The 14,972-nt window shown below is 67.6% G+C and carries 7 protein-coding genes and 1 pseudogene; 6 read left to right on the top strand and 2 right to left on the bottom strand.

Annotated elements, in window-relative coordinates; genetic code table 11:
* Nucleotides 1-68 precede the first annotated feature (68 nt).
* From QH195_RS35155 to QH195_RS03530, 4 genes are all read left to right on the top strand, one after another.
* Entirely contained in the window at nucleotides 69-3,107 is a 3,039-nt protein-coding gene (locus tag QH195_RS35155) for a DNA polymerase III subunit gamma and tau (RefSeq protein WP_432278825.1), read from the top strand.
* Between the two features lie 300 nt (nucleotides 3,108-3,407).
* Nucleotides 3,408-4,619 (top strand): acetyl-CoA C-acetyltransferase, encoded by a 1,212-nt coding sequence (locus QH195_RS03540; protein WP_280425009.1) that lies wholly within the window; start codon nucleotides 3,408-3,410, stop codon nucleotides 4,617-4,619.
* A 38-nt stretch (nucleotides 4,620-4,657) separates the two neighbouring features.
* Complete coding sequence (locus QH195_RS03535; RefSeq protein ID WP_280434299.1) at nucleotides 4,658-6,808, top strand: 3-hydroxyacyl-CoA dehydrogenase NAD-binding domain-containing protein; 2,151 nt, start codon at nucleotides 4,658-4,660, stop codon at nucleotides 6,806-6,808.
* A gap of 514 nt (nucleotides 6,809-7,322) precedes the next feature.
* Entirely contained in the window at nucleotides 7,323-11,192 is a 3,870-nt protein-coding gene (locus tag QH195_RS03530) for a protein kinase domain-containing protein (protein WP_432278824.1), read from the top strand.
* 65 nt (nucleotides 11,193-11,257) lie between these two features.
* Here QH195_RS03530 and QH195_RS03525 read toward each other — a convergent pair whose 3' ends face one another.
* Together QH195_RS03525 and QH195_RS03520 are read right to left on the bottom strand one after the other, a co-directional pair.
* Nucleotides 11,258-12,574: a class I SAM-dependent methyltransferase gene (locus QH195_RS03525; protein WP_280425007.1), complete on the bottom strand. Its 1,317-nt coding sequence runs from the start codon at nucleotides 12,572-12,574 to the stop codon at nucleotides 11,258-11,260.
* Complete coding sequence (locus QH195_RS03520; protein WP_280434323.1) at nucleotides 12,571-14,007, bottom strand: FAD-binding oxidoreductase; 1,437 nt, start codon at nucleotides 14,005-14,007, stop codon at nucleotides 12,571-12,573. Before QH195_RS03520 ends, QH195_RS03525 begins: the two co-directional genes overlap by 4 nt.
* Before the next feature lie 326 nt (nucleotides 14,008-14,333).
* Between QH195_RS03520 and QH195_RS03515 the strand changes: the two genes are divergently transcribed.
* Both QH195_RS03515 and QH195_RS03510 read left to right on the top strand, forming a co-directional pair.
* A complete protein-coding gene (locus QH195_RS03515; RefSeq protein ID WP_280434298.1) occupies nucleotides 14,334-14,768 on the top strand; it encodes an SRPBCC family protein in 435 nt (144 codons plus the stop codon).
* 71 nt (nucleotides 14,769-14,839) lie between these two features.
* A pseudogene (locus tag QH195_RS03510) lies at nucleotides 14,840-14,972 on the top strand (nucleoside deaminase); the annotation flags it as partial.

Raw genomic sequence — 14,972 nt, 5'->3', positions numbered from 1 at the left:
TAACCCACGGATGGAAGTAGTCGAAGGGCCCGGCCTCACGAGTCGTAGGTTCGCCTTAGACTCTCCGCGTGGCTCTGTACCGGAAGTACCGACCGGCAACGTTCGCTGACGTAGTGGGCCAGGAGCATGTCACCGACCCGCTGTGTACTGCGCTCGATACCGGGCGGATCAGTCATGCGTACCTGTTCTCCGGTCCGCGTGGTTGCGGGAAGACCTCGTCCGCCCGGATTCTGGCGCGATCGCTCAACTGTGCGGAAGGTCCCACCTCGACCCCGTGCGGTACCTGCGCGTCGTGTGTATCGCTTGCTCCGGGAGGCGGCGGGAACCTCGATGTGATCGAGCTGGACGCGGCGAGCCACGGCGGTGTGGACGACACCCGCGAACTGCGTGATCGTGCCTTCTACGCGCCGGCCGAGTCGCGCTATCGGGTGTTCATCGTGGACGAGGCGCATATGGTGACCACCGCCGGATTCAATGCGCTGCTGAAGATCGTCGAGGAACCGCCGGCACATCTGATCTTCGTATTCGCCACCACCGAACCCGAAAAGGTGCTGCCGACCATTCGGTCGCGCACCCATCACTACCCGTTCCGGCTGCTGCCCCCCGCCACGATGCGGGGCCTGCTCGGCGATATCTGCGACCAGGAACAGGTACCGGTGGACGAGGCGGTGTATCCGCTGGTCATCCGGGCCGGCGGGGGTTCCCCGCGGGATAGCTTGAGTGTTCTCGACCAGTTGCTCGCGGGCGCCGGTAGCGACGGCGTCACCTATGCGCGCGCCGTCGCATTACTGGGGGTGACCGATGTGGCGTTGATCGACGATGCGATCGACGCGCTGGCCGGAGGCGACGGCGCCGCGCTGTTCCGCACGGTGGACCGGGTGATGGAGGCCGGCCACGACCCACGCCGTTTCGCGGTGGATCTGCTCGAACGGCTGCGTGACCTGATCCTGATGCAGGCCGTACCGGATGCCACCGAACGCGGTCTCGTCGCCGCACCCGGCGACCTGCTGGACCGGATGCGCGATCAGGCCACCCGGCTGGGACCCGCGACGCTCACCCGCTGCGCCGAACTCCTGCATGCCGGTCTGGGGGAGATGCGTGGTGCCACGGCGCCGCGATTGCTGCTCGAGGTCGTCTGTTCCCGCATGCTGCTCCCCGCGGCCGATACCTCCGATGCCGCGACCCTGCAGCGGCTGGAACAGCTGGAGCGGCGGGTGGCTTCCGGAGTTGCGGCTGCCCCGGCCGCAGGTGCGGCCGAGCCGGGGCAGGTGTCCGCTGGTGCGCCCTCCGCACCCGCCCGGCCCGCCGCGGACCCGTCCCGGCGGCGCGGAGCCGAGGCATTGGCGGCGCTGCGCGAATCCAAGACTGCGCCCACACCCGGCGGTTCCGCCGCCGATACCCCGCCGGGCGCCCACACCGCCGGCCCCGCCCCACGACCGGCGGATCCGGATCCTCGGAACCGGACAGCCTCTGCTGCACAGGATTCGTCCGATACAGCGGTCGCGCCGACCGGCGGCGGCCCGCACCGCGCACCTGCGGCCGGCCAGCCCACGAGACCGTCGCAGCCGACGGGTCCGGTGCGGACCGATATCGCCGAACCCGGCAGCCCAGGGCAACCACAGGGCGTTTCGGAAGCCGGAGACATGGACCCGGCGCCGGGCCTCGACGATGCGCGCGCTGCGGATACGCGGGCGACGACCGGCGTGGAGAGCGGACCCCGCTCCCCGGCGGAGCCCGGCGCGGTGGATCGTGCTGCCGTGCAGACGGCCCCAGGCGAAAGTTCGAGTGCCGGCACCGGTGCGGAAAACCAGCCGGGAACTCGGGGCGCTGCTGATGATCGAGTTTCTCCATCGCTGGGAGTCGGTGCGGACGAGCGTGCGGCCGGTGAGGATCGGGCGAAGAACGACGCCGGTGAGGAAGGCGGTGCGATCGCGTCTGCGGCCACCGGTGATCGGAGTCGTGCGGAAAACCGGCCGGGTGCGCAGGGGTCTGCTGGTGATCGGGATCGTCCGGCGAGGGAAGCGGGCGCCGATCGTGCCGGGCCCCAGGCAGCGCCCGGTGCGCGCGATCGTGCGGATGCCGACCCAGCCGAGGCCGGCCGGCCGGCCGCGCAGGCGTCCGGTGGTGCGGCCGACCCGGAACGTACGACGGGGACCGGCGCGGACCGTTCCACCGCGGAAAACGGTGACACCGGCCGGTCCGATATGGAATCTGCTGCCCCTGCCCGGGCCGCCGGTCCGGATACCGACGCCGAGTTGCTGGCCGCCGTGGAGGCCGCCTGGGCCGAGATCAAGGTGAAGGTCCGGGAATTCGGGCCGACCATCGGTGCGATGCTCACCTCCGGTGCATCCGTCGCCGGTGTGGAGCAGGGTGAGATCGTCCTCGCCCACCATGCGGCGCTGGTGCAGCGGTTGTCCCAGCCTCAGCCGATGGAGGCCGTCCGGTCCGCGGTCGCCGCGGTGCTCGGGCACGAACATCCGGTGCGGTGGGTGGTGACCGGTCAGCAGGTTTCGCGGGGTCCCGGGGGCCGGGAGCGGGGTGGGCGGCGGTCCGGCGATACCGACTCCGGTGATTCCGAAGGGGGGCGTCGAGGCGGTCCGCGCCGGACGTGGACCGGCCGGCCCGGGGCCGATGAGGGCGAATCCGTGCGGGGGGAGTCCGCGACCGGCAGCAATACGAAGGCCGCCGGTGCCGGGGGCACGGCGCAGGCCGGAGCCGGTAGTGGGGAGGCCGGGCCGAACCGCGCGGCGGGTGCATCCGGCCGCCGGGCCGCGGCCCCCCGGTTCTCCCGGCCCAGCCAGGCAGCCCGGGCGGGTTCGGCGGCCGGCGATCCCGGTTCGGCGGCGCCCGGGAATTCCGGCCCGGGCGGCGCCGGGACCCCCTACGACGACATACCCCCGCCGGACTATCCGGACCTCCCCGACGATCCCGGGCCGGACGATTACGGTTACGGATCCGGCCCCGTTCCGGCGTCCACTCCGGAGGAGGAGCAGGAGATGCTCGCCGACGCCGCGCGGCCGGTCGATCCGGGGCAGCGGCGCGATCCGGACGAGGTCGCTCTGGAATTGCTGGCGAGTGAGCTGGGCGCCACCCCGTTGAATGGTTGACAAGCACCGGTTCGACCACGTTAAGTTAACCGGAGTTCGCATCCGGCGGTACTATGGGCGGGTGGCTGCGGACTTCCGCGAGGCGAGGTTCTATGGTGGGCCCTGACGAGCGGGCCGCCGGAAACCCGTCCGCTGGTTCGTGCCGTGGTTTGTACAGCGTATGCCCGCGCGGGTTCTCCGGCCCGTGAGCGCGCTGCCAACTGAATACGGACGGTCGGTCGAACGGCCGGTCGGCGAGGTAACTCGCGTCTGCTCCGCCAGGTGCGGGCGGGCGTATTCCTAGGAAGGAAACACTCCGATATGACCACAGAGGCCTACATCTACGAGGCCATCCGCACCCCGCGCGGCCGCAACAAGAAGGGGTCGCTGCATTCGGTCAAGCCGATCGATCTCACCACTGGCCTGGTGCAGGAGCTGCGCAACCGCTTCCCGAACCTGGACGAGGACCGTATCTCGGATCTGATCCTCGGTGTCGTCTCCCCGGTCGGTGACCAGGGCTCCGATATCGCCCGCACCACCGTGCTGACCGCCGGCCTGCCCGAAACCGTCGGCGGTGTGCAGATCAACCGCTTCTGTGCCTCCGGCCTGGAAGCCGTGAACATGGCCGCCCAGAAGGTGCGCTCCGGATTCGACGATCTGGTACTCGCCGGTGGTGTCGAGTCCATGTCCCGCGTCCCCATGGGCTCCGACGGCGGCGCCTGGATGCTCGACCCGGCCACCAACTACGACACCTACGTCGTACCGCAGGGCATCAGCGCCGACCTGATCGCCACCATCGAGGGCTTCTCCCGCGAGGACGTCGACGCCTACGCCGTGCGCTCTCAGGAGCTGGCCGCCAAGGCGACCACCGGCGGCTACTTCGCCAAATCCATCGTCCCGGTCAAGGACATCAACGGCCTGACCGTGCTGGACCGCGACGAGCATATGCGGCCCGGCACCACCCTGGAGGACCTGGCCAAGCTGAACCCGTCGTTCGCCGGGCTCGGCGAAATGGGCGGCTTCGACGCGGTGGCGCTGCAGAAGTACCACTTCGTCGAGAAGATCGACCACGTCCACCACGGCGGCAACAGCTCCGGCATCGTCGACGGTGCCGCGCTGGTGCTGGTGGGCACCGAAGAAGCCGGTAAGGCCTCCGGCCTGACCCCGCGGGCCCGGATCGTCGCCACCGCCACCAGCGGCGCCGACAGCACCATCATGCTCACCGGACCCACCCCGGCCACCAAGAAGGTGCTGGCCAAGGCCGGTCTGACCGTCGACGATATCGACCTGTTCGAGATCAACGAAGCCTTCGCCTCGGTCGTGTTGAAGTTCCAGAAGGATCTGCAGATCCCGGACGAGAAGCTGAACGTCAACGGCGGCGCTATCGCCATGGGCCACCCGCTGGGCGCCACCGGCGCCATGATCACCGGCACCATGGTCGACGAACTGGAGCGCCGCGGCGCCCGTCGCGCCCTCGTCACGCTGTGCATCGGCGGCGGCATGGGTGTGGCCACCATCATCGAGCGGGTCTGATCCCACCGGTCACTGATTCAACAAGGAGACACAAAGCTGTGAGCGAAGCCAACATGATCGGTTGGGAGAAGGATTCGGACGGCATCGTCGTTTTGACGATGGACGACCCGAACCAGGGCGCCAACACGATGAACGAGCTCTACAAGAAGTCGATGACCGAAACGGTCGACCGGCTGGAGGCCGAGAAGGACGACATCACCGGTGTCGTGCTGACCTCCGCGAAGAAGACCTTCTTCGCCGGCGGCGATCTGAAGAACATGATGCAGGTCGGCCCGGACAACGGTCCGGAGCTGATGGAAGAGCTGACCGAGATCAAGTCGGCGCTGCGCCGGCTGGAGACCCTCGGCAAGCCCGTCGTGGCCGCGATCAACGGGGCCGCGCTGGGTGGTGGCCTGGAAATCGCGCTGGCGACCCATCACCGGATCGCGGCCGATATCCCCGGCGTCGTGATCGGCCTGCCCGAGGCGACCCTCGGTCTGCTGCCCGCCGGCGGCGGCATCATCCGTACCGTGCGCATGCTCGGCCTGCAGAACGCGCTGATGCAGGTGCTGCTGCAGGGCCAGCGCAACAAGCCGGCCAAGGCCAAGGAGATCGGCCTGGTCGACGAGCTGGTCGGCTCGGTCGACGAACTGGTGCCCGCCGCCAAGGCGTGGATCAAGGCCAACCCCGAAGGCGGCGTGCAGCCGTGGGACAAGAAGGGCTTCAAGATCCCGGGCGGCACCCCCGCCAGCCCGGCGTTCGCCGCCCAGCTCCCGGCCTTCCCGGCCAACCTGCGCAAACAGCTCAAGGGCGCCAATATGCCGGCCCCGCGCGCCATCATGGCCGCGGCGGTCGAGGGCTCGCAGGTCGGCATCGACGATGCCTCGCTGATCGAGTCCCGCTACTTCGTGCACCTGCTCACCGGGCCGGTCGCGAAGAACATGATCCAGGCGTTCTTCTTCGATCTGCAGACCATCAACAACGGTGGTTCGCGGCCGAAGGATGTCCCCAAGCGCGAGATCAAGAAGGTCGGCGTGCTCGGCGCGGGCATGATGGGCGCCGGTATCGCCTATGTCTCCGCCAAGGCCGGCTACGAGGTCGTGCTGAAGGACGTCACCATCGAGGCGGCCGAACGCGGTAAGGGCTACTCGGAGAAGATCGAGGCCAAGGCGCTGTCCCGGGGCAAGACCACCGAGGAGAAGTCCAAGGCGCTGCTCGACCGGATCAAGCCGAGCGCCGATGTCGCCGATTTCGAGGGCGTCGACTTCGTGATCGAGGCCGTCTTCGAGAGCACCGAGCTCAAGCACAAGGTGTTCCAGGAGATCGAGGATATCGTCACCCCGGACGCGCTGCTGGGCTCCAACACCTCGACCCTGCCGATCACCGGTCTGGCCGCGGGTGTCAAGCGCGAGCAGGACTTCATCGGTATCCACTTCTTCTCGCCGGTCGACAAGATGCCGCTGGTCGAGATCATCAAGGGTGAGAAGACCTCCGACGAGGCCCTGGCCCGGGTGTTCGACTACACCCTCGCCATCAAGAAGACCCCGATCGTCGTCAACGACAGCCGCGGTTTCTTCACCTCCCGCGTGATCGGCACCTTCGTCAACGAGGCGATCGCCATGCTGGGTGAGGGCATCGAGCCCGCCACCATCGAGCAGGCCGGTTCGCAGGCGGGCTACCCGGCCCCGCCGCTGCAGCTGACCGACGAGCTGAACATGAAGCTCATGCAGAAGATCGCCCGGGAGACCGAAGAGGCTGCCAAGGCCGGCGACGCCGCCATGGGCACCGAGCGGCATCCGGCCATCGACGTGGTCGACTACATGGTCGAGCAGGGTCGCCCGGGTCGTCTCGAGAAGGCCGGTTTCTACGAGTACGACGAAAACGGCAAGCGTCTCAACATCTGGCCGCAGCTGCGCGAGCACTTCAAGACCACCACCGGTTTCAACGTGCCGCTGCAGGACCTGATCGACCGCATGCTGTTCGCCGAGGCCATCGAAACCCAGAAGTGTTTCGACGAAGGTGTGCTCGAGTCCACCGCGGACGCGAATATCGGCTCGATCTTCGGTATCGGGTTCCCGGCCTGGACCGGTGGCGTGCACCAGTTCATCGTCGGCTACCCCGGTGGCCAGGAAGCCTTCGTGGCCCGGGCCGACGAACTGGCGGAGAAGTACGGTAAGCGCTTCGAGGTCCCGGCCTCGCTGCGTAAGTAGTCCCGGACGGGCGATGGCCCGGACCGGCAGCCGGCACAGCCCGTCCCACCTGCGCGTGGGGCGGGCTGTGTGCGTTTGTCGCGGTTGGGCCATGGTCCGGTCGTAGGCCGGAGACATTGGCGGGCTCTGTCCGGGAATCGGCAACAGTTGGGCATGCGCGGCCGATAGATATACATGGGACCGAAGGCGCACGGGACGGTGATGCCTGTTTGTTGTCGGATGCCGGGGATATACCTTTATCAGCCGGCTTGTCCGGGAGCTGCCCGGAAGATGTGCGGCCGCGAGTTCGAGCGCGACGGCGAGGGCTCGCTCAGAACTGCACACAGACCTTCGCCGACCGGCGTGTTCGACGGTCGCGCGGGGTGGCGAAGTCCCTGGTGACAAGTCAACACGCGAGCGAGGAGGAAAGCCGCGCATCCGGGTATTGCGCGCGCTACGTTGGAAGTGGATACCGGAACGGCGCCGCGGCGGCGTACCCACCGCAGCCGGTTCGTTACGAGTGCGAGGTGGTGAGATGATTCCACGAACGCGTTCGGGCCCGCCGGGCCGCGAATCGGAGGACTCCTACGTCACCTCTGCCGCCGAACCGGAAATCGCTGAGGTGGAAAGCGAGCGCGCGGCTTCGGGACAGTTGGAACAGCAGAGTTCCGAGGTCCCCTGGGAATCCGGTGGTGCCGCTGCCCACAGTGCGGAGTCCGGTAGCGATGAGCCGGGCGGCGACGAGTCCGGCCCGGGTGGCCCCGAGCCCACCATGGCAGTTCCAGGACATGGTCCGGAGCCCGCGGGCGCCGAACCGGAGCACATAGTCGAAGACTTGGCCGCCATGGGGCTGACCGAAGCTCAGGAGATCGGCCGCGGCGGGTTCGGTGTCGTATACCGGTGCGTGCAACGCGCACTGGACCGGGTGGTCGCGGTCAAGGTGCTGTCGTCGGATCTGGACCCGGAGAGCCGGGAGCGGTTCCTGCGCGAGGAGCACGCGATGGGGAGGCTGTCCGGGCATCCGAATATCGTCGACATCCTGCAGGTGGACGTCACTGCCACTGGACTGCCGTTCATCGTGATGCCGTTCGCCACGCACGGGTCGCTGGAACGTCTCATCCACGATCTCGGCCCGTTGAGCTGGGCCGACACGTTGCGCGCCGGAGTGAAGCTGGCCGGGGCGATCGAGAGCGCCCACCGGACCCGAATTCTGCACCGCGATGTGAAACCGGCCAATGTGCTGCTCAGTTCGTACGGTGAACCGCAGCTCACCGATTTCGGGATCGCCCGCATGCCCGGCGGTTTCCGTACATCCGACAGCCAGATCACCGGTTCACCGGCGTTCACCGCGCCCGAGGTGCTCAAGGGCAACGAGCCCACCGTCCGGTCCGATGTATACGGCCTGGGCGCGACCTTGTTCGCCCTGCTCACCGGTCATGCGGCGTTCGAGCGGCAGGCCGGCGAGCGGGTGGTCGCGCAATTCCTGCGGATCACCACGCAACCGGTGCCCGATCTCCGGGAACAGGACATACCCGCCGACGTGGCCGGCGCGATCGAAGAGGCGATGGCGCAGGACCCGCAGGACCGCCCGGCTTCCGCGTACGAGTTCGGTGAGATGCTGCGTGAGGTGCAGATAGCGCACGGGCAGGTGCCGGACGATATGGCACTACTGGACCCGGAGATCACCGCGGTGGAGACGGGGCCGCCGGCGCATGATCGGCAGCCGCCCGCGGTAACCGCCCGCCGGAGCTGGCCGCTGCTGCCGCCGACGGCCTCCGGCTGGATCAGCGGCACCGGCTCGCGTCCGCGAAAGACCACCGGCGAGACAGGTGCGCGCCGCAGCACTTCCGGTCGGCGGGCCGCGGCAGCGGGCGCCCGGCCCCGGTCCCCGGCGACTCTGCCGCCGAGCCCGGCCACGAAGTTCCGGCCACCGACACCGCCCCGGGAACCGGTGCGCCGGCCACGGCTCCTGGAAATACTGCGCACCGGCGTGGAACGCCGGCTCACCGTGATCCACGCGCCCGCCGGTTTCGGCAAGAGCGTGCTGGCGGCGCAGTGGCGCGACGAACTGGAAGGGCTCGGGCTGCCGGTCGCCTGGATCGGGATCGACAGCGGCGACGACCACGAGGTCTGGTTCCTCGCCCACCTCATCGAGGCCATTCACCGGGTGCGGCCCGATATCGGCGCCGGGCTGGGGCAGATGCTCGAGGAGCGGCCCGCGGATTCGGTCACCATCGCGGTATCCAGCCTGATCACCGAACTGCATACCAGCGGTGAACCGGTGGTGGTGATCATCGACGACTGGCATCGGCTTTCCGATCCCGGCGCGAAGCGGGTGTTGTCGAGCCTGCTGGACAGCGGCTGCCACCATCTGCGGCTCGTGGTGACCAGCCGCGATCCCTCGGAACTTCCGATCGGCCGGATGCGGATGAACGACGAACTGGTGCAGCTGGATTCCGCGCAGCTGCGGCTCACCCGCGCCGAGGCCGGGGAGATCCTGGTCCGCCGCAACGGTTTCGACCTCGACGACGAACAGCTGGACCGGTTGTACACCGCCACCGACGGCTGGCCCGCCGCGATCCAGTTGATCAGTCTCGCGCTGCGTGACGATCCGGACCCGGCCAGTCTGGTGGAACGCCTGTCCGAGGGCGGACACGGTATCCGTGAATATCTGGCCGAAAACGTGCTGGACGCCCTCGAACCCGAAATGCTCGACTTCCTCTCCGTGATCGCGGTGGCCGAGCAGGCGAACGGTTCGCTGGCCATCGCGCTCACCGGTAATTCCGAGGCACCGCGGCTGCTGGAACAGGCGGAGCGGCGCGAGCTGTTCCTGCGGCGTGCCGATGACGAACCGGAATGGTTCCAGATGCAGCCGTTGTTCGCCGAGTATCTGCGGGCCCGTCTGGACCGGACTGATCCGGGCCGGGCGAAAACTCTGCACCGCCGGGCCGCGCGGTGGTACGCCGAGCACCAGCTGCTGCGCCGCGCGGTGGACCATTCGCTGGCCGGGACCGATTTCAAGACGGCACTGGACCTGCTCGAGAACGGCGGTATGGATCTGATCGACGGCTCCCGGGTCGCGACACTGCTCGGTTCGGTTTCCAAACTTCCCGTTCAGCAGGTGGCTTCGCGCTCGAAGTTGTTGATGGCGGTCGCGCGGGCCAATGTCAACCTGCAAGAGTCCACTGCCGCCCGCTCGGCACTGAATCGGCTGTCGAATGTGCTGTCCCGCAGCCCGGAGGGCGACGGGGAGGTGCGGAAACAGCGCTGCCAGGCCGATGTACTCGCCGCCGCCGACGAGATCTCGCACGACCGCTCCGCCGGTGTACTCGAACAGGTCGCCGAATCGCTGCGCCATCCCGGCGAACTACCCGCCTGGACGGTCGCCACAGCCGCCAATATCCACGCCTACGTGCGCATTTGCGAGTTCGACTATCGGGCGGCGAGTGAAATGCTGGAGTGGGCGCGACCGTATCAGGAGCGGTCCCGGGAACCGCTCGGTGAGATCTTCGCCTGGTGCGGTCGCGGCCTCATCGCCTACGAGCAGCTGGATATCGCGGTGGCGTTGAGTGCCTACCAGCAGGCCTACAAGACGGCCCAGATGCGGGCCGGGCCGCGCTCGCACGGTGTCCGGGCCGCCGCCGGACTGCTGGGCGAACTCGAATACCGGCGCGGTGATCTGGCCGCCGCCGAGGAACTGTTCGACGAGTCCTACCAGCTGGTGGCCCGGGTCGGGCCGATCGAATCGCTGATCGCCACCATCGTGACCGGCGCCCGGGTGAAAGCTCTGCGCGGTGATCTACCGGCGGCCGCGGTGCGGCTGGGGGAGGGCGCACGGATCGCCGCGGATCATCAGCTGACCCGGCTGGCCGCGCAGATCCGGGCCGAGCAGTTCCGGCTGGGTGTGGTCGCGCCCGATCGTGCCCCCGAAAGCACCGCCGCCGTCGCCGGTGACTTCCTCGAACCCGGCCGTGGCCCCGAGCTCCCGGTGGCGCCCTCGGCCCTGGATATGGAGGCCGGCGAGATCGCCACCATCCGGGCGCTACTGGCCGGCGGTACCCGGCAGGAACACGAACGCGCGGCCCGCCACGCTCGGGCACTACAGAGCCGCACCCGCGAACAGGGCAGGCCTCGCGCCGATTTGGACCTCTCGCTTCTGCTGGCCGAATCCCTGGCCGCCGCCGGTTGGGTCGGTGAAGCCGCCGCGCTGCTGGCGCCGGTGGTCGCCACCTGCGCCGAGCTCGGCTGGACCAGGCCGCTGCTGGATGCGGGACCGGCGGTGCTCGAGATCCTGCGGGTCCTGCGGGACGATCTACCGGTGTCCACTCCGGACGGAACGGACACGGTCCGCACGCTGGGTGAGAACCGTGTCCCGATCCGTTTCCTCGACGAACTGCTGAGCTGATCCGTCGCGGCCCGCCGCACATGGCTGCGGGCGGGACGCGCCGGATCCTTGCGGGCGTACTACGTCTAGGGCTGCCACCAGGGCCGCAGCGGCACCTCCGGTTTACCGGAGCTGCCCAGTTTCACGCCGAGCACTTGGTGCAGCTGCACCACATTGCGCTCGAAACCCAGCCGGCTACCCGCCATGTACAGACCCCACACCTTCGCGGTGCCCTCGCCGGCTTCGGCGACACAGGCATCCCAGTTGGCCACCAGGTTCTTGCACCATTCCGTGAGGGTCAGTGCGTAGTGCTCGCGCAGGTTCTCCTCGTGCAGGACCTCGAGTCCGACATTCTGGATATCGCTGATGATGCGGCCCGAGCCGATGAGCTCGCCGTCGGGGAAGACGTAGCGGTCGATGAAATCGCCGGCCTTCGTGGTGCGGGTGTTGTCCGGCCGGGTGATGCAGTGGTTCAGGAACAACCCGCCCTCGCGCAGTTTGCTCTGGATGAACCGGAAGTACGACGGGTAATTGTGGACCCCGATATGTTCGGTGAGCCCGATGGAGGACAGCGCGTCGAACTGGTCCTCGGGCACATCGCGGTAATCCGAATGCCGTACCTCGGCCAGATCGCTCAGTCCTTCTTCGGCAATCTTCTTCTGTGCCCACGCGGCCTGTTCGGCCGAGAGGGTGGCGCCGATGACGCGGACTCCGCGTTTGGCGGCGTAGCGCACCATGCCACCCCACCCGCAGCCGATATCGAGCAGCCGGTCGCCTTCCTTCAGCCGGAGCTTCTCGAAGACCAGCCGGTACTTGTTCTCCTGTGCCTGCTCCAGCGTCCAATCCCGTTCGCCGTAACATGCGCAGGTGTAGGTCATGGAGGGACCCAGCACGTACTCGTAGAAGGTGTTCGAGACGTCGTAGTGGTGATGGATGACCTCGGCATCGCGGGCCTTGGAATGCCGCAGACCCTCCATCGCGATCCGGCGCCACCGCGGCACTGTCTCCTGCGGCGGCGGCGGTACCGGGCGCAGCCGCTCCCAGCCCAGCGAGCGGGCGATCGCCACCAGCGAAAGCGCGGACGGGCGTTTGAACTTCAGGTCCGTCATCGCCGCGAGGATCTCGTAGGGGTCGCCCGGGTGCACACCCGCAGCTTCCATATCCCCGGCGATGTAGGCGCGGGCCAATCCGAGGTCACCGGGCGCGTTGGCGAGATAGTTGATACCGCGCGGATTGCGGATCTCGAGCGCGAATTCGGAATCCACCGGGCCGGTGGTGCTGCCGTCATAGGCGGTCAGCTTGATGGGAACATCGCCGTCGACCAAGGTCTCGACGACTTCGGCGATACTGAGCCGGGTGCCCAGATCCGCAAAAGCATCGGATCTGTCCTTGAATGTCGTCATCTGCGTTGCACCGCCTTCGAATACAGATCCAGCAGGCGCTGGTCGGGATCGTAGCGTTTCTTCAATTCTTTGTATCTCTCACCGCCGTAAAGGGCGGCAAACTCCTCGGGTTCGTAATAGGAATCCGAGTACAGGGATTTGTGTCCGTCGAATTCGGTGACGGTTTTCTCGATGGCACGATTTGCCGCACCATCTATCCGGCCGGGCGATTTCGGCACCGCCGACCAGAAGCCTATGTTCACGTAGGTGCGACCGGTCCGCAGCGGATACAGCGGCCACGGCTGGGTTCCGGTTGCCGCGCCGGTCTCGCGCAGCCGCAGCGGGCACAGCCAGATGGGTTCGATGGGGATTTCGCGCAGGAACCATTCCATGAAATCCGCGGTGCGTTCCACCGGGACCTCGATATCCTGCACCACACGTTCCTGCGGTGGATTACCTTTACGCGCCTCGAGTTTGTCGCCGATGTTGTAGCGGTGGTCGAGAGCGATCAGTTTCCAGTAGAAACTGCTGCGGCGGTAGCGTTTCGGCCAGAAACGACGGATCTTCGGGTTCTGCGTACCGAACGCGCGCGAGCACCAGAACCAGTCGGTGTCCCAGCGCCACAGGTAATCGTGGATGGTGAGGCGGTCGCGTTTCGGCTCCGGACCGTCGTGCTGGATGGACCGGTAGTAGATGTCCATATCGGTGTAATCGCTGACCGGGCCGGGTTCGTCGGTCTGCCGCCCGAGCGTCAGATAGCTCTCGCCGGCGCTGAACACCACACCGTCGAGGTAATCGACCGCTTCCCCGTCATGGCTGCGTTCCAGCACGATCCGCTCCAGCGCGGCTTCGAGCTCACGCAGATCGTGGAACCGCAGATGCCGCAACGCTACATAGGGCAGCACCGATTCCAGCTCGATCTTCAGGCGGGTGGTGTAGCCCAGGGTTCCGTAGGAGTTCGGGAACCCGCGGAACAGATCGGCATCCGGGCCGTCCGGGGTGATGGTGACGATTTCCCCCGACCCGGTCAGTACCTCCATCTCCAGTACCGATTCGTGCGGCAGGCCACTGCGGAAGGAACTGGATTCGATACCCAGCCCCGTTACCGCGCCGCCCAGGGTGATGGTCTTGAGCTGCGGCACCACCAGCGGGGCGAGCCCGTAGGGCAGGGTGGCGGCCACCAGGTCTTCGTAGGTGGTCATTCCCGCGACCTCGGCGGTTTTCGCCTGCGGATCCACCTCGATCACCCGGGTCAATCCGGAGACGTCCAGTCCCGGTGCGGTGTTCTTCGCGCGGGCGCGGAACAGATTCGAGGTCTTCTTGGCCAGTCGCACATCGGCATCGGCCGGGATCGCACGATAGCTCGCGAGCAGGCGGTCGACACCTGCCCGATATGCGGCGAACCCGGATTCGTTTGTGGCCGGACCGTGGCCGGCCTTCCCCAACAGACTCATTGCCACGTCTAGACGCTAGTCCTACATGGTCTTGGTCGGCCAGCGCGGGGGGATCATCAGTAATGAAATGTCACATATCTGTGTCTTTGAGGCCGGAGCTTTCGGTGCGGGACCGTCGAGTGCCTGTCGGCCCGGCCCCTGCGGGGCACGTTCGGTCCGGGGTGAAACTGTCGGCGCGTTATCCTTTGCGTGACCGTTTCGGGGAGAGTTTGTGAATTGGTCGGCTTTATGACATTTGTCCGTAATTATCGGGTTGACGGGGCGGGTTCGGTGGGCACAGGGCAGGATAGGAGCTGTCAGAACCCATCCGTATAAGGAGTGTTCAAGTGGGACAGGTCAAGGCCGGCAGTTCGATCGAGGTCGGGGCGGATCCGCAGCGCACGCTGGCGGCCATCACCGACTACACGGAGGTGCGGCCGAAGATTCTCTCCGCGCACTATCGCGACTACAAGGTGGTGGAAGGCGGCCAGGGTGACGGCACCGTGGCCGAGTGGACCCTGCAGGCCACCGAGAAACGAGTCCGCAATGTCCGCGCCCAGGTTTCCGTGGCCGATACCGTGGTCACCGAGAAGGACGCCAACTCCACGCTGGTCAACACCTGGAAGGTCACCCCGTCGGGTTCCGGTTCGACCGTGACCCTGGAAACCACCTGGCAGGGCGCCGGCGGGATCGCCGGCATCTTCGAGGGTATTTTCGCCCCGCTGGGTCTGCGCAAGATCCAGGGCGAGGTACTGGCCAACCTGAATCGCGAACTCGGCTGATACCGCCGGTTCCGCCGCCGGGGGCCCGCCCCCCCACAAAGGGAAAGTAACCCCCCCCCCGCGGGCGGCCCCGCGCCGCAAACGCCCGCGAAGCCCCCGGCGACCCCACCGCCCATGCCGAGGTACTGGCTCTGCGCCGCGCCGCGGCGGTCCACGGCGACGGCTGGCGGCTCACCGGAACCACCCTGGCGGTGACCCTCGAAC

The organism is Nocardia carnea, assembly GCF_029868855.1.
In the GTDB taxonomy this organism is placed as follows: domain Bacteria; phylum Actinomycetota; class Actinomycetes; order Mycobacteriales; family Mycobacteriaceae; genus Nocardia; species Nocardia carnea_A.
Note: the sequence above shows the minus strand (reverse complement) of the source record. Positions and strands in the feature narration are given on the sequence as shown.